This is a genomic window from Roseicyclus amphidinii (assembly GCF_030163755.1).
In the GTDB taxonomy this organism is placed as follows: Bacteria; Pseudomonadota; Alphaproteobacteria; order Rhodobacterales; family Rhodobacteraceae; genus Roseicyclus; species Roseicyclus amphidinii.
The window spans coordinates 39,737-55,199 of record NZ_JASJOE010000021.1 but is presented as its reverse complement, the minus strand read 5'-3'; the positions used below and the strand labels follow the sequence as shown (position 1 = coordinate 55,199).

General features: G+C 68.6%; 9 protein-coding genes and 1 pseudogene. 2 read left to right on the top strand and 8 right to left on the bottom strand.

The annotated features are described in order from the left end of the window. From QQK83_RS09260 to QQK83_RS09235, 6 genes and pseudogenes are all read right to left on the bottom strand, one after another. Window positions 1-225: pseudogene (locus tag QQK83_RS09260) on the bottom strand (hypothetical protein); the annotation flags it as partial. Then, window positions 222-2,306 carry a glycogen debranching protein GlgX gene (gene glgX, locus QQK83_RS09255; protein ID WP_284263601.1) on the bottom strand — a complete coding sequence of 695 codons (2,085 nt, stop codon included), beginning with the start codon at window positions 2,304-2,306 and terminating at the stop codon, window positions 222-224. The pseudogene QQK83_RS09260 and the gene glgX, both read right to left, overlap by 4 nt. Further along, entirely contained in the window at window positions 2,306-3,709 is a 1,404-nt protein-coding gene (gene glgA, locus QQK83_RS09250) for a glycogen synthase GlgA (protein WP_284263598.1), read from the bottom strand. The genes glgX and glgA overlap by 1 nt, the downstream gene beginning before the upstream one ends. Continuing rightward, window positions 3,706-4,971 carry a glucose-1-phosphate adenylyltransferase gene (gene glgC / locus QQK83_RS09245; protein ID WP_284263596.1) on the bottom strand — a complete coding sequence of 422 codons (1,266 nt, stop codon included), beginning with the start codon at window positions 4,969-4,971 and terminating at the stop codon, window positions 3,706-3,708. Before glgC ends, glgA begins: the two co-directional genes overlap by 4 nt. 49 nt (window positions 4,972-5,020) lie before the next feature. After that, entirely contained in the window at window positions 5,021-7,225 is a 2,205-nt protein-coding gene (glgB, locus tag QQK83_RS09240; protein WP_284263595.1) for a 1,4-alpha-glucan branching protein GlgB, read from the bottom strand. Between the two features lie 31 nt (window positions 7,226-7,256). Beyond that, complete coding sequence (locus tag QQK83_RS09235) at window positions 7,257-9,659, bottom strand: glycogen/starch/alpha-glucan phosphorylase (RefSeq protein ID WP_284263594.1); 2,403 nt, start codon at window positions 9,657-9,659, stop codon at window positions 7,257-7,259. 188 nt (window positions 9,660-9,847) lie between these two features. Between QQK83_RS09235 and QQK83_RS09230 the strand changes: the two genes are divergently transcribed. Continuing rightward, complete coding sequence (locus QQK83_RS09230; RefSeq protein ID WP_284263593.1) at window positions 9,848-11,773, top strand: amylosucrase; 1,926 nt, start codon at window positions 9,848-9,850, stop codon at window positions 11,771-11,773. Window positions 11,774-11,816: 43 nt separating this feature from the next. Further along, a complete protein-coding gene (locus QQK83_RS09225; protein WP_284263592.1) occupies window positions 11,817-12,623 on the top strand; it encodes a phytanoyl-CoA dioxygenase family protein in 807 nt (268 codons plus the stop codon). 66 nt (window positions 12,624-12,689) lie between these two features. On the opposite strand, the gene QQK83_RS09220 is transcribed toward QQK83_RS09225, so the two are convergent. Continuing rightward, window positions 12,690-13,667, bottom strand: a complete 978-nt coding sequence (locus QQK83_RS09220; protein ID WP_284263590.1) for a 2-dehydropantoate 2-reductase — start codon at window positions 13,665-13,667, stop codon at window positions 12,690-12,692. Between the two features lie 136 nt (window positions 13,668-13,803). Next, the gene (locus QQK83_RS09215; RefSeq protein WP_284263588.1) at window positions 13,804-15,339 is read right to left on the bottom strand and encodes an acyl--CoA ligase; all 1,536 of its coding nucleotides are present in this window, start codon (window positions 15,337-15,339) and stop codon (window positions 13,804-13,806) included. Window positions 15,340-15,463 lie beyond the last annotated feature (124 nt).

Genomic DNA, 15,463 nt, shown 5'->3' with positions numbered 1-15,463 from the left:
CGGATGGTTCATCAGCGCCGACAGGAACGGGATGTTGCGACGAATGCCGTCGACGTAGAACGAATCGAGCGCCGTGGCCTGCGCCTCGGTCGCGGCCTCCATGCCCATGGCGGCGAGCAGCGCCTGCGCGGTCTCGCGGCCCGTTTCGCGCACCAGCCCGGTCTGGTCGGTGTAGCGGGGCAGGAGGCCCATGGCCTCGGCCAGCTGCATCACGGGGTCGTTCACGCCTGCGCCTCCAGCACCAGCGCCAGAACGCAGTCGGCGGGGCAGGCGATGCGGCCCGCGGCGGGGCGTTCGACGGCGACGGCGTCCTCGGACGTGTCGATGCGGGCGACCCAGCCCATCCCGCGGGGGGCGGGGGGAAGGGTGACCGACGTGGCTGAACCCGCGTTGAAGACAAGGAAGACCGCGGTTTCCAGCGCGGCATAGGGCGGGGTTCCGGCGGCGGTGCGTTTCTCGACGCAGAGGAGGCGGCGGGTGTCGTCATGCCAATCGGCATCGGTCATCTCGGCCCCGTCCTCGCGCCACCAGAACAGGTCCGGCAGCCCGTCGACGGCGCGTTCGCGGGCGTGCAGGAAGCGTTTCTGCCGCAGGATCGGATGCGCGCGGCGGAAGGCGATCAGGGCCGCGACCGCCTCGGTCAGCGTCTCGTCCGCGCCCTCCCAGCCGATCCAGCCGATCTCGTTGTCCTGCGCATAGGCGTTGTTGTTGCCCGATTGCGTGTTGCCGATCTCGTCGCCCGCCAGCAGCATCGGCACGCCCTGCGACAGCAGCAGCGTGGCCAGCATGTTGCGCTTGCGACGCGCGCGGGCGGCGCGGATGGCGGGGTCGGCGGTGGGGCCTTCGACGCCCATGTTGTCGGAATAATTCGCCCCGTGCCCGTCGCGGTTGCCCTCGCCATTGGCGTGGTTGTGGCGCGTGTCATAGCTGACCACGTCGGTCAGGGTGAAACCGTCATGGGCGGTGATGAGGTTGACCGATGAGGTCGCGGGCCGCCCCGAGTGGTCGAACTGCTGCGCCGAGCCGGTGATCCGGTCCGCGAGCCGCGGAACCTGGCCTGCGTCGCCGCGCCAGTATTGGCGCACCGCGTCGCGGAAGCGGTCGTTCCATTCGAGGAAGGGCGGCGGGAACGCGCCCAGCTGGTAGCCGCCCGGCCCGATGTCCCAGGGCTCGGCGATCAGCTTCACGCGGGCCAGCGTCGGGTCCTGCCGCACCGCGTCGAAGAAGGCCGCGCCGGGGTCGAAACCCTCGTTGCCCCTGCGGCCCAGCGTGGCGCAGAGGTCGAAGCGGAAGCCGTCGACATGCATCACCTCGACCCAGTAGCGCAGCGAATCCATGATCATGCGCAGGACCATCGGGTGATCCACGTTCACCGTGTTCCCGGTGCCGGTGTCGTTGATGTAGAAGCGCCGGTCCTCGGCCAGCCGGTAGTAGCTGGCGTTGTCGAGGCCGCGGAAGGCCAGCGTCGGGCCAAGCTCGGTTCCCTCGCAGGTGTGGTTGTAGACCACGTCTAGGATCACCTCGATCCCCGCGGAATGCAGCCGCGCGACCATCTGCTGAAACTCGGAGATGTCATCGCCCGACAGGTAGCGCGGGTCGGGGGCGAAGAAGCCGAGCGTCTGGTAGCCCCAGTAATTCGTCAGCCCCTTGTCGTGCAGGAACTTGTCGTCGACGAAGGCGTGGACCGGCAGAAGCTCCACCGCCGTGATGCCGAGCTTCGTGTAATGCTCCAGCATCGGGTCGGAGGCGAGGCCGAGGAAGCGGCCCTTGGGCGAGGCTGTGGGGTGCAGCCGCGTGAGGCCCTTCACATGGGCCTCGTAGATCACGCTCTCCTCGACCGGTGTCTCGGGCGGGCGGTCATTGCCCCAGCTGAAACTGGGGTCCACCACCACCGAACGCGGCATAAAGGGCGCGCTGTCGAGCGTGGAAAAGCTCAGGTCATCGCGGGCGATGTCATAGCCATAGAGCGCATCGTGCCAGTGCGGCTGGCCCGTGAGGCGGCGGGCGTAGGGGTCGATCAGCAGCTTGTTGGGGTTGAAGCGGTGCCCCTGATGGGGCGCGTAGGGGCCGTGGGCGCGGTAGCCGTAACGCTGGCCGGGGCGCAGCCCCGCGATATGGCCGTGCCAGACGTCGCCGTCGCGCTCGGGCAGGGGGATGCGATGCGTCTCTCGCCCGTCCTCGGCAAACAGGCACAGCACCATGCGCGTGGCATGGGCCGAGAAGACGGCGAAGTTCACCCCTTCGCCGTCGAAAATGGCACCGAGCGGCGCGGCCCGGCCGGCGGAAATCGTTACATCTGTTGTCATCAGCTCAGGATCAGGCCGTCATAAAGCGCCTTGTAGTCTGCGGCGGATTGGTCCCAGCCGACAGGCGCGCGCATCGCGTTCTTCTGCATCCTGAGCCACAGATCGGGTTGCCTGTAAAGCGCGGTCAGCCGGTCGAAGGCGCGCGAAAGCGCGTCTGCCGAAATCGGATGCAGCTGCAGGCCGGTTGCCACGCCCATGCGCAGCGCGGCGGGCGAGGCGTCGATCACCGTGTCGGCGAGGCCCCCGGTATGGGCGACCAGTGGAACGGTGCCGTTGAGCAGCCCGTAAAGCTGCGTCAGCCCGCAGGGCTCGAAGCGGGAGGGGACAAGGATCGCGTCGCCGCCCCGGATCAGGAGATGGGCGAGGTCTTCGTCATAGCCGATGCGCGTGGCGACATCGGGGTGGGCCGCCGCATCGAGAAAGGCGCGTTCGAGCGCCGGGTCGCCCGAGCCGAGAAGCGCCAGCTGGCCGCCCTCGTCGATCAGGCGGGGCAGGGCCGCGAGCAGAAGGTCGAGCCCCTTTTGATGCGTCAGCCGCGAGACGACGACGCAAAGCGGGCCGTCCGCCTGCGGCAGGTCCATCGCGCGGCGAAGCTGCGCCTTGTAGCGGCGCTTGCCCGCGGGGGTCTTGTAGGGGGGCGTCCATGCGTCGAGATCGACACCGTTCAGGATGCCCGACAGGTCGTGCTGGCGCGCGCGCAACAGGCCGTCCATGCCCATGCCGAACTCGGGCGTCAGCAGCTCGTCCGCGTAGGTGGGGCTGACCGTGGTGATCCTGTCGGCGGCGACGAGCCCTGCTTTTAGCGCGCTGATGTCGCCCCAGAACTCGAACCCCTCCTGCGTCATCCCCTCGGGCTTCAGGCGCAGGGCGGGCAATCTGCCCACCCCTGCCTTCCCCTGGAAGGCGATGTTGTGGATCGTGAGGATCGAGCGCGCGCTGCTGCCCGGATGCCGGTCGCGCAGATACCAGGGCGCGAGCCCTGCCTGCCAGTCATGGGCGTGCAGGATGTCGGGCTGCCAGCCCGTCAGCGCGCCGCCCGCGATCTCGGCGGCGACCCAGCTGAGGGCTGCGAAGCGTTCGGGGTTGTCGGGCCAGTCGGCCCCGCCCGCGTCGGTATAGGGGCCGCCCGCCCGGTCATAGAGATGCGGCGCGTCGAGGATCAGCAGATCGAGGCCATGGGCCCTGGCCGCCAGCAGTCGGGCCGGGCCGCCGAAAAGGTCGGCGTCCTGCCAGACCGCTTTCGCCTTGCCCGCCGCCGCCATGACCTTGGGATAGCCCGGCAGAAGCGTCCGCATCTCCACCCCAAGCGGCGCCAGTGCGCCGGGCAGCGCGCCCGCCACGTCGGCCAGCCCGCCGGTCTTGACCAGCGGCGCGCATTCCGAGGTGACGGAGAGGACCTTCATCTTGCGGCGTGCCACTTGGCGATCATCTCCTCGGTGATGAGGGTCACGCCGCTTGGCGTCACGTGGAACCACTTGGCGTCCTCCTCCGGGTCTTCGCCCACGACAAGGCCGCGGGGGATGACGACGCCGCGGTCGATGACCACGTTCTTGAGCCGCGCGTGGCGTTCCACGACCACGTTGGGCAGCACGACCGCGCGCACCAGTTGCGAGTAGGAATTGGTGTGGACATTGGTGAAGAGCAGCGACTCGCGCACCTCGGTGCCCGAGATGATGCAGCCGCCCGACACCATGGAGGAGATCGCGCTGCCGCGCCGGTCGGCCTCGTCATGGATGAATTTCGCGGGCGGCACGCTTTCGGAATAGGTCCAGATCGGCCAGTTGGTATCCCACAGGTCCAGCTCGGGCGTGAAGCTGGTCAGGTCGATGTTGGCTTTCCAGTAGGCATCGACCGTGCCCACGTCGCGCCAATAGGCGGGGGCCTCGGGCGAATGGCGGACGCAAGACGCCTCGAACCGGTGGGCCATCGCCTTGCCGCCCGCCACGATCTGCGGGATCAGGTCGCCGCCGAAATCGCGGCTGGAGTTGGGGTCTTCCGCGTCGCGGATCAGCAGGTCGCGCAGGAAGGCCCATTTGAAGACATAGATCCCCATCGAGGCGAGGGTGACATTCGGGTCCTCGGGCGTGCCGGGGGGGTCTTTCGGCTTTTCGAGGAAGCTGGTGATCCGGTCCTGCGCGTCGATCGCCATGACGCCGAAGGCGCTGGCCTCGGCCCGCGGGACGGTGAGGCAGCCGATGGTGACATCCGCGTCGGTGTCGCGGTGCTGACGCAGCATCACCTCGTAATCCATCTTGTAGATGTGATCGCCCGCAAGGATCACGACGTAATCCACGTCATAGCTGTCGACGATGTCGATGTTCTGGAACACGGCATCCGCCGTGCCCTGGTACCAGTGAACCTCGTCCACGCGCTGCGAGGCGGGCAGGATGTCGAGGTATTCGTTGCGCTCGGCGCGAAAGAAGCTCCAGCCGCGCTGGCAGTGGCGGATGAGCGAATGCGCCTTGTATTGCGTGGCGATGGCCATCTTGCGGATGCCCGAGTTCAGCGCGTTCGACAGCGCGAAGTCGATGATGCGGGCCTTGCCGCCGAAATAGACGGCCGGCTTGGCGCGGCGGTCGGTCAGTTGCATCAGGCGGCTGCCGCGCCCGCCCGCCAGCACGAAGGCCATGGAGCGTGAGACGAGCCTTTGGGATGGTCCGGCCATTGTCGTTCTTCCTCCCGTTTCGGTGCGCCGCCTCCCCGCGGCGCTGGGTCTAGTCCTCAGGTGTCAGGAACAGGGTCGAGAGCGGCGGCAGGGTGAGTTGCGCATGGGCGGGCTGGCCGTGGCTTTCGCCCTCCGTCGCCTCGATCCGGCCCATGTTGCCGCGGTTCCCGCCGCCGTAGAGCGCCGCGTCGGTGTTCAGCGCCTCGCGCCACGGTCCTGCCTGCGGCAGGCCGATCCGGTAGGCGGGGCGTTCGACGGGGGTGAAGTTCGTCAGCATCACGACCGGTGTGTCATCCGGCCCGCCGCGTCTGATCCACGCGATGACCGATTGGTCGGCGTCACCGCCCTCGAGCCACTGGAAGCCGTCGGGATCGGCGTCCTTGACGTGCAGCGCGGGCGTGCCGCGGTAGAGGGTGTTGAGGTCGCGCACCAGCCGTTGCAGGCCGCGGTGCGCCGGATCGTCTAGGTGATGCCAGCCGATTTCCGCGTCGTGGTTCCACTCGGCCTGTTGGCCGAACTCCTGCCCCATGAAGAGAAGCTTCTTGCCCGGATGCCCCCACATGAAGCCGTAATAGGCGCGCAGGTTGGCAAGCTTGGTGGCGTGGTCGCCGGGCATGCGGGTGTACATGCTGCCCTTGCCGTGGACGACCTCGTCATGGCTGATCGGCAGGACGAAATTCTCGGAAAACGCGTAATGCAGGCCGAAGGTCAGCTTGTCGTGGTGGTATTTCCGGTTGACCGGGTCCTCGGCCATGTAGCGGAGCGTGTCGTTCATCCAGCCCATGTTCCACTTGAACCCGAAGCCCAGCCCCCCCTCGTGGACCGGGCCGGAGACCTTGGGAAACGAGGTGCTTTCCTCGGCCACGGTCATGATGCCGGGATGCGCGCCATAGGCGGCGATGTTCATGTCCTTGAGAAAATCGATCGCTTCGAGGTTCTCGTTGCCGCCGTGGATGTTGGGGACCCATTCGCCCTCGTCGCGGGAGTAGTCGCGGTAGAGCATCGAGGCCACGGCATCCACGCGCAGCCCGTCGACGTGGTATTCCTCGAGCCAATACAAGGCGTTGGCGGTGAGGTAATTCTTCACCTCGCGCCGCCCGTAATTGTAGATGAGCGTGTTCCAGTCGCGGTGGAACCCTTCCTTGGGGTCGGCATGTTCGTAAAGCGCCGTGCCGTCGAAACGGCCGAGGCCATGCGGATCGGTCGGGAAATGCCCCGGCACCCAGTCGAGGATCACGCCCAGCCCCGCCAGATGCGCCGCGTCGATCAGGTCGCGGAATTCATGCGGGGGGCCGTGGCGGACGGTGGGGGCGTAAAGGCCCACGGGCTGATAGCCCCATGAGCCGTCGAACGGGTATTCGCTGACCGGCAGAAGCTCCAGGTGGGTGAAGCCCATCCCGGTGGCGTAGGCGACCAGCTCCTCGGCGGCTTCGCGGTAGCTGATGCGGCGGCCATGGGCCTTGCGCCGCCAGCTGCCGAGGTGGACCTCGTAGATGGAAATCGGCGCGCTGCGCGATTGCGCCTGCGCGCGCGTTTCCATCCATCCCGCATCGCGCCATCCGTAGCCGGTGATGTCGCGCACGACCGAGGCGTTTTCGGGCGGATGTTCCGAGCCGAAGCCGACCGGGTCGGCCTTGAGCGGTTGCGCGCGGCCGTCAGGCCCGAGGATCTCGTATTTATAGGCCGCGCCTTCGCCGATGCCGGGCAGGAAGATCTCCCACACGCCGGTGGCACCGCGCTTGCGCATGACATGCCGCCGCCCGTCCCAGGCGTTGAACCCGCCCACGACCGAGACGCGCCGGGCGTTGGGGGCCCAGACCGCGAAATGCGTGCCGTGGACATGCTCATGCATCATCACATGCGCGCCGAGCGCGTGCCAGAGCGCGTGATGGGTGCCCTCTCCGATCAGGTATTCGTCGATCTCGCCCAGAACGGGGCCGAAGCGATAGGGGTCTTCCATGTCCCATTGCGCGCCATCGGGGCCGGTCGCGCGCAGCCCGTAGGGCGCGTCGCCGGGCACGGGGCCGTGGAACAGGCCCGTCGCATCGGGCAGGGGGGCGAGGGGATGGACCGCCGCGCCGATCACGGCGGCCATGGCGGCGGCACCCGGATCGAAGACGGTCACATGCCGGGCCGCGCCCGTGCCATGCGGCCCCAGAACCGCGAAAGGATCGTCATGGGTGCCCGCGAGAATGCGCGCCGCCGCCCCCGGCGGGGGGTGGGCGGCAGCGGCGGTGTCGGGGCCTGTGGTCATGGGCAAGACGCTACAGCAGGGGCCGAACAGGTCAACCCGGCCGCGCGACCGGGGACGCGCCCCAGATGTCGGCCATGTAGCCCCGGATCGTCCGGTCGGACGAGAACCAGCCCGAGCGCGCGGTGTTCAGCGCGGCCCGCCGGGTCCAGTCGGCGGTGTCGCGGTAGGCCGCGTCGACCTCGCGCTGGGCGCGCCAGTAATCGGTGAAATCCGAGCAGACGAGGAAGTAATCGGGCCCGCGCAGGTTGCCGGTGATGTCGTGGAAGCGATCCGGCTCGCCGGTGGAAAACGCGCCGTCATGGATCGCGTCGAGCGCCGCGGCCAGCCGCGGGTCGGCGGCGATGGCCTGCGCGGCGTGATCGGGGATCGCGCGGCGGGCCATGACCTCTTCGGCGGTCATGCCGAAGAGAAAGAAGTTTTCCGGCCCCACATGATCGCGGATTTCCACGTTCGCCCCGTCCAGCGTGCCGACGGTCAGCGCGCCGTTCAGCGCGAATTTCATGTTGCCGGTGCCCGACGCCTCCTTGCCCGCGGTGGAAATCTGCTCCGACAGGTCCGAGGCCGGGATCAGCCGCTCGGCCAGCGTCACGTTGTAGTTCGGCAGGAACACGACCTTGAGGAAGGGGCTTGTCACCGGGTCGGCGTTCAGCACGGCGGCGACATCGTTGATCAGGTGGATGATCTTCTTGGCGAAGACATAGCCCGGGGCGGCCTTGCCGCCGAAGATCTTGACCCGCGGGGTCCAGCCCGCCTCGGGGTTGGCGCGGATCGCCTGCCACAGCGCCACCGCCTCGAGGATGTTGAGGTGCTGGCGCTTGTATTCGTGGATGCGCTTGATCTGCACGTCGAACATCGCGTCGGGGTCGAGGCTCACGCCATGCGTCTCGCTCACCCAGTTCGACAGCGCCACCTTGTTGGCGCGCTTGGCCGCGGCCACGGCGTCGAGCAGGCCCGCATCGCCAAGATGCGCCTCGAACCCGGCAAGCTGGTCGAGATCGCCCACCCAGCCCTCGCCGATGGCGCCCGTGATGATCGATGAAAGCCGCGGGTTGCAGGCGTGTAGCCAGCGCCGCGGGGTGACGCCGTTGGTCTGGTTCACGATCCGGTTCGGGTGCAGCGCGTGCAGGTCCTCGAACACGGTCTGTTTCATCAGCCCGGTGTGCAGCGCCGAGACGCCGTTGACGCGGTTGGCCATGATGAAGCTGAGCGCGCCCATGTTCACATGCCCGTCCGAGACGGCATGGGTTTCACGCGCGGGGTAGGCGGCGGCGTGATCGGCGTCGATCCGCTCGATCAGCATCATGTGGCGCGGCAGAAGCCGCGACATGAGGTCGACCGGCCATTTCTCCAGCGCCTCGGGCAGGAGCGTGTGGTTGGTGTAGTTGAGCACCCGCCGCGCGATGTCGAGCGCCTGCTCGAAGGGCAGCCCGCGCTCGTCATGCAGCAGCCGCAGCAGCTCCGGCCCGGCGATGGCTGGGTGCGTGTCGTTGAGCTGGATCGCCACCTTGTCGGGCAGGGCGGTGATGTCGGAATGCTCGCTGTCGAAGCGGCGCAGGATGTCGTGCAGGCTGGCGGCGGTGAAGAAATATTCCTGCTTCAGGCGCAGCTCCTTGCCCGCCTCGGTCGTGTCGTCGGGGTAAAGGACGCGGCTGATCGAGCGGGCCAGCATCTCGGGCGCGGCCGCGCCGACATAGTCGCCGTGGTTGAAGCGGTGCAGGTCGAGCGGGTCGACCGCCCGCGCGCCCCAGAGGCGCAGGGTGTTTGTCCAGCCCGCCTGCCAGCCGACGACGGGGGTGTCATAGGCCTCGGCCAGCACGGCCTCGGAGGGGGTCCAGACCATGCGGCCGTCATCGCCTTCCGTCACATGGCCGCCGAAGCCGATGCGATAGAGGGTCTCGGGGCGCTCGAATTCCCAGGCGTGGCGCTGTTGCAACCAGGTCTCGGGGTCTTCGACCTGCCGCCCTTGCTCGAAGCTTTGGCGGAAGAGGCCGTGTTCGTAGCGGATGCCGTAGCCCATCGCGGGGCAGGCGAGGGTGGAGAGCGATTCGAGGAAACAGGCCGCGAGCCGGCCAAGCCCGCCATTGCCGAGCGCCGCGTCGGGCTCGTCATGCAGCACCGCGTCGAACGACAGGCCAAGCCCCTCGATCGCCGCCTTCGCCTCGGCATCGGCGCGCAGGTTGACCAGCGCATCGCCCAGAAGGCGGCCGATCAGGAATTCCATCGACAGGTAATAAACCCGTTTCGCGCCCGCCTCGTAGGCGGCGCGGGTCGAGGCGAACCAGCTGTCCACGATGCGGTCGCGCACGGCATAGCTGAGCGCCAGCCGCCAGTCGTGCAGCGTTGCGTGGCTGGCATCCTTGCCGATAGTGTAGCCCAGGTGACGCAGGATCGCGTCCTGCATCCGTTCGGCCCCGCGGGCATCTTGAAAGGTCATTGTCCCTGCCTCGTGACTGGCGCGTGTTAGCGCTAACTACTCCCCCTCCGGCAAAATTGAAAGCGCTTTGGAAGGCGCTTGCGCGGGGGTGCCGCCACCCTGCCGGGGATCGTGGCCAAGCTGTCACGCCGGGCGGTCGCGTCAAGCCCTCTTGCATTGGACGCGCGGGCGCGCTTCTGTCGCGCGCCATGAGAGACACATCGCCCCCCACCGCCGCCGTCAGGGCCCCGATCACCGCATCAGTGACCGACGCCGAGCTTTACGAGTTGCGCGCTGCCCGCAGCGCAGATGACCTGTGGCCGATGCTGGAGGCGCTGTACGGGGCGCATCCCGGCTATGCCGCCTTCCGTGCCGAGCTCGAGCAAGCGATGCGCGCGGCCTGGGAGGCGCGGCCGGCAGAGCTGAAACGCCTCGACCTGGCCCGCGACCTCGAGCCCGACTGGTTCCAGCGCCCCGGCATGGTCGGCTACGTGTTCTACATCGACCGTTTCGCGGGCGACCTGAAGGGGGTGCGCGAGCGGCTTGATTACCTTGCCGACCTGGGCGTGACCTACATCCATTTCATGCCCTGCCTGAAGCCGCGCGAGGGTGACAACGACGGCGGCTACTCGGTGCAGGATTACCGCGAGATCGCGCCGCACCTGGGCACGATGGCGGAGTTCGAGGAGACGGTCGCCGCCGCCCGCGCCCGCGGCATGAGCGTCTGCATCGACATGGTGCTGAACCACACCGCCAAGGAACACGACTGGGCGCTGCGCGCGCGCAGCGGTGAGGCGGCCTATCTCGATTACTACCTGACCTTCCCCGACGACAGCCTGCCGCAGGCCTACGAGAAGACCGCGCACGAGGTCTTTCCAGCCCATGCGCCGGGGAATTTCACCTTCTACGAGGACATGGGCCGCTGGGTCTGGACCTCGTTCAACGAACACCAGTGGGACCTGAACTGGGCCAATCCGCGCGTCTTCCTCGAGATGGCCGAGGTGATGCTCTTCCTCGCCAACCGCGGCGTCGAGGTGTTGCGCTTCGACGCGGTGGCCTTCCTGTGGAAGCGGCTGGGCACGCGCTGCCAGTCGGAGCCGGAATGCCACATGATCCTGCAGGCGCTGCGCGCGATCAGCCGGATCGTGACGCCCGCGGTGATCCACCTCGAGGAGGCCATCGTCGGCCCGGCCGAGATGCTGCCCTATCTCGGGCGCGGCATCCATGACGGCAAGGAGGGCAACCTCGCCTATCACAACTCTCTCATGGTGCAGATCTGGTCGGCGCTCGCCGCGCGTGACACGCGGATGATGAGCCATGTGCTCGCCACCCATTTCCCGCCCGCGCTGAACAACGCGACCTATGCCAATTACCTGCGCTGTCACGACGATATCGGCTGGGCCGTCACCGACGAGGACGCCGCGGCGGTGGGCCTGAACGGGGCGCTGCACCGCGCGTTCCTGTCGGATTTCTACGAGGGCATCTTTCCCGGCAGTTTCGCCAAGGGCGAACTGTTCCAGCACGACCCCGAGACCGGCGACAAGCGCATCAGCGGCACCTGCGCCTCGCTTGCCGGGGTGGAAAAGGCGCTGGAGGCGGGCGACCCCGTGGCGCTGGACCGGGCCATCGACCGGGTGCTGATGGGCCACGCGCTGATCGCCGCCTTTGGCGGTATCCCCTTGATCTACATGGGCGACGAGCTGGGGATGCTGAACGATTACGGCTACACCGATTACGCCCCCCACGCCCATGACAGCCGCTGGCTGCACCGCCCGCTGATGGACTGGGCGCTGGTCGAGACCGCGAAGAGCGACCCGGCCTCGGTGCCCGCACGGCTGCTGACCGGGCTGCGGACGATCATGGCGCGCCGCGCGGCGACGCCCGAGATCCACGGGGCGGTGCCCACCGAGATCCTCGAGACCGGCCACCGCGCGCTCTTCGCCTTTGCAAGGCGGGCACCGACGGGGCCGCTGATCGGCGTCTTCAACTTCTCCGAACAGTGGCAGAGCCTGCCGCTGGACTGGGCGTCGCTGCATGGTGCGAGCCTGTTCGAGGATGCCCTGTCGCGTGCGCCGGTCGGCGACGGCAACGGGCGTATTCCCCTGCCGCCCTATGCGCGTCTCTGGCTGCGCTGAGGCCCCCCTCACCCGGACCGACACGGACAGGAGACCATCGACCATGCCCCACCCGCTTGTGACCGAGGCCGACATCGCCGCCTATGCCCGCGACGGGGCGGTGCTGATCAAGGGGCTTTTCGCCGATCATGTCGAGCGCCTGCGCGCGGGCGTCGCCCGCAACATGGACGAGCCCGGCCCCTATGCCGCCGAGAACCTGAAGCCGGGCGAGGGCGGGCGCTTCTTCGACGACTATTGCAACTGGCAGCGCATCCCCGAGTTCGACGAGGTGATCCACGCCTCTGCCGCCGCCGAGGTCGCCGCCGACCTGATGGGCGCGTCCCGCGTGCAGCTGTTTCACGATCATGTGCTGGTGAAGGAGGCGGGCACCTCCAAGCCGACGCCATGGCACCAGGACGGGCCCTATTACTTCGTCGAGGGGCGGCAGACCGTCAGCTTCTGGTCGCCGCTCGACCCGGTGACCACGGCCAGCCTGCGCTGCGTGGCGGGCTCGCATCTCTGGCCGCGGCCGGTCCTGCCGACACGCTGGCTGGCCGAGACGAGCTTCTACCCCAACGAGGAGGACTACATGCCGGTCCCCGACCCGGATGCCGAGGGGATGGAGGTGCTGGAATGGGAGATGGAGCCGGGCGACGCCGTGGCCTTCCATTACATGACGCTGCACGGCGCGCGGGGCAACGAGACGACGGCGCGCAGACGGGCGTTCTCGCTGCGGCTGGTGGGCGATGACGCGCGCTATGTCGAGCGGCCCGGCCGCACCTCGCCGCCCTTTCCGGGGCACGACATGGCGCCGGGGCATGTGCTGCGCGAGGATTGGTTCCCGGTCCTCTGGCCGCGCCCCGCCGCCTGAGGGCGGGGGCAAGGCGCTTGCAAGCGCCTTGGCAAGCCCGTTGCAACGGGCTTGTCGCGCCCGGCGTCAGCCGTAAAGCCCGGCCACCCGCCCGCGCAGCTGCACCAGCGCCAGCACGGTGTCGATGGTGGGCGTGGCGGTTCCCGTCACGCGGCCCAGCTCCTGCACCGAGCCCAGAAGCGCGTCGATCTCCATCGGCCGCCCTGCGTCGAGGTCCTGCAACATCGAGGTGCGATGCGCGCCCACGGCGGCCCCCCCCTCGATCCGGCGGTCCACGTCGATGGGGAACTTCACGCCGAGGCTCTCGGCGATCTCCTGCGCCTCGAGCATCATGTTCCGCGCCACGGCCCGTGTGCCGGGATCGGTGCAGAGCACGTCGAGCGTGGCATGGGTCAGCGCCGAGATCGGGTTGAACGACAGGTTCCCCCAGAGCTTCACCCAGATCTCGTCGCGCAGCTTGGGCCGGACGGGGGCCTTCAGCCCGGCTTTGCCGAGCGCCTCGGACAGGCGCTGCGCGCGCTCGGATTTGGAGCCGTCGGGCTCACCCAGCGAAAAGCGGTTGCCCTCGATATGCTTGACGACGCCCGGCTCGATGACTTCGGCGGCGGGGTAGACCACGCAGCCCAGCACGCGGTCGGGGCCGAAGCCGTCCCACTGCGCGTCACCGGGATCGACCGAGGCCAGCCGCGTCCCTTCGAGCGGGCCGCCGATCTTGTGGAAATACCACCAGGGCACGCCGTTCACGCCCGAGACGATGGTCGTCTCCGGCCCGATCAGGGGCTGCATCCTGTCCACGACGGGCGGCACCGAATGCGCCTTGAGCGTGACGATCACGTAATCCTGAACCCCCAGCGCCGCCGGATCGTCCGAGGCGTTGACCGCGAAGGTCTTGGTCTCGCCCTCCTCGATCAGGGTCAGGCCGTTGGCCTTCATCGCGGCGAGATGCGGGCCGCGGGCGACGAGGCTCACCTCGGCCCCCGCCTCGGCCAGTTTCGCGCCCATGTAGCCGCCGATCGCGCCGGCACCGAAAATGCAGATCTTCATGTTGCGTCCCTCAGGGGCCGTCCGCAGCAGCAGACCCGGCCCGTCGCTTCATCTTCCCGAAAATACGGTCGGGGGAGCGCGAGGGGGCAGACAGCCCCCTCGCACGGGTCGGCGCCGAAGGCGACGATCCCGCCCCTCACACGCTCTCGACCAACCCCAGTTTCTCGGCCAGACCGATGCGCTGCAGCTTGCCGGTCGCCCCTTTCGGGATCTCGTCGAGGATCACCACCTTGCGCGGCACCTTGAACCCCGCCAGCCGCTCGCCCGCGAAACCGCGGATATCGGCCTCGGTCGCCTCGGTCCCCTCCTTCAGCACGACGGCGGCCCCCACTTCCTCGCCCAGCTTCGGGTGGGGGATGGCGAAGGTCACGACCTGCGCCACCGCCGGATGCGCCGACAGCACCCCGTCCACCTCGAGCGGCGAGACCTTCTCGCCGCCGCGGTTGATGATCTCCTTCAGGCGGCCCGTCAGCGTCAGGTAGCCCTCCTCGTCGAAAGTGCCCTGGTCGCCGGTGCGGAACCAGCGGAGGCCGTCGGCCATGAAGAAGCTCTTGGCATTGGCCTCGGGGTTGCCCTCGTAACCGGGGGTCACGTTCGGGCCCGAGATCACCACCTCGCCCACGCCACCCGCCATCAGGCGGTCCTCGACCTCATGGGCGATCCGCACCAGCGGACCGGCCTCCACGCCCACCGATCCGGGCTTCTGCGCGCGGGGCGGCAGCGGGTTCGAGGCCATCTGGTGCGTGGCCTCGGTCATCCCGTAGCCCTCGATCACCGGCGCGCCGAAGGTTTCGGCCAACGCCTCCATCACCGGGCCGGGCAGCGAGGCCGAGGAGGAGCGCAGGAAGCGCAGGGGCACGTTCCTGATGGTCTCGGCATTGCGCGCGGCGCGCGCCAGGATCGTCTGGTGCATGGTCGGAACGGCGGTGTACCAGGAGGGGCGCGCCTCCTCCATCCAGCCGAAGAACTTCATCGCGTCGAAGCCCGGCGCGCACCAGACCGAGCCACCGGCGGCGAGGCTGGAGGAGACGGCGGCGATCAGCCCGTGGATGTGGAAGAGCGGCATGACGTTCAGGCAGCGGTCGGCAGGGGTCAGCGCCAGCGAGGCGCCGATGTTCTTCGCGGATGCGGCCACGTTAGACTGCAGCAGCGGCACGATCTTGGGCCGCGAGGTGGTGCCCGAGGTGTGCAGGATCAGCGCCACGTCATCGGGCGCGGGGGCTGCGGTGTCGGCCTCGCCCGCAAGGCCCTCGGGCGTCAGGGTAAAGACCCCCGCGGGGTCCGCGGCGTCGAAGGAGAGCCGGATCACCGACAGCCCGAGACGCGCGGCGGCCGCATGGGCAGGCCCCGCCTCGCCCTCGGCGAGGATGATCGCCTTGGCCTTCAGGTCTTCGAGGTAGAAGGCGAACTCGTCTTCCTTGTAGGCGGGGTTCAGCGGGCAGGTGGTCGCCACCCCGGCCACGGTGACGAAGGCTGCGGCCATTTCCGGCCCGTTCGGCAGCACGATGGCGACACGGTCGCCCCGGCCCACGCCCGCGCCATGCAGCGCCGCGGCCACGCGGGCGGCCTGTGCCTTGAGCCCGGCATAATCGAGCCAGTCGCGGCCCGGAGCGCCGATTGCGCGCGCGCTGTCATCCTGCGCCGCGATCAGCGCGGCCAAAGTCTCGGTCATGGTTGTCCCTCCCTCGGTCGTCCGCTCTGCCCGAACGATACCGCCTATCTAGTCCCCCGGACGGCCAAGGCCAGCCGCGCGCGAAGCATTGTTGCACAACACGCCGCAAGGATTGTCAATTGTT

Excerpts from the sequence above, each read along its gene's own strand:
- glgC (WP_284263596.1), bottom strand. The coding sequence starts at position 4,971 with ATGGCCGGACCATCCCAAAGGCTCGTCTCACGCTCCATGGCCTTCGTG.
- QQK83_RS09235 (WP_284263594.1), bottom strand. The coding sequence starts at position 9,659 with ATGACCTTTCAAGATGCCCGCGGGGCCGAACGGATGCAGGACGCGATC.
- QQK83_RS09220 (WP_284263590.1), bottom strand. The coding sequence starts at position 13,667 with ATGAAGATCTGCATTTTCGGTGCCGGCGCGATCGGCGGCTACATGGGC.
- glgX (WP_284263601.1), bottom strand. The coding sequence starts at position 2,306 with ATGACAACAGATGTAACGATTTCCGCCGGCCGGGCCGCGCCGCTCGGT.
- glgA (WP_284263598.1), bottom strand. The coding sequence starts at position 3,709 with ATGAAGGTCCTCTCCGTCACCTCGGAATGCGCGCCGCTGGTCAAGACC.
- QQK83_RS09215 (WP_284263588.1), bottom strand. The coding sequence starts at position 15,339 with ATGACCGAGACTTTGGCCGCGCTGATCGCGGCGCAGGATGACAGCGCG.
- glgB (WP_284263595.1), bottom strand. The coding sequence starts at position 7,225 with ATGACCACAGGCCCCGACACCGCCGCTGCCGCCCACCCCCCGCCGGGG.
- QQK83_RS09225 (WP_284263592.1), top strand. The coding sequence starts at position 11,817 with ATGCCCCACCCGCTTGTGACCGAGGCCGACATCGCCGCCTATGCCCGC.
- QQK83_RS09230 (WP_284263593.1), top strand. The coding sequence starts at position 9,848 with ATGAGAGACACATCGCCCCCCACCGCCGCCGTCAGGGCCCCGATCACC.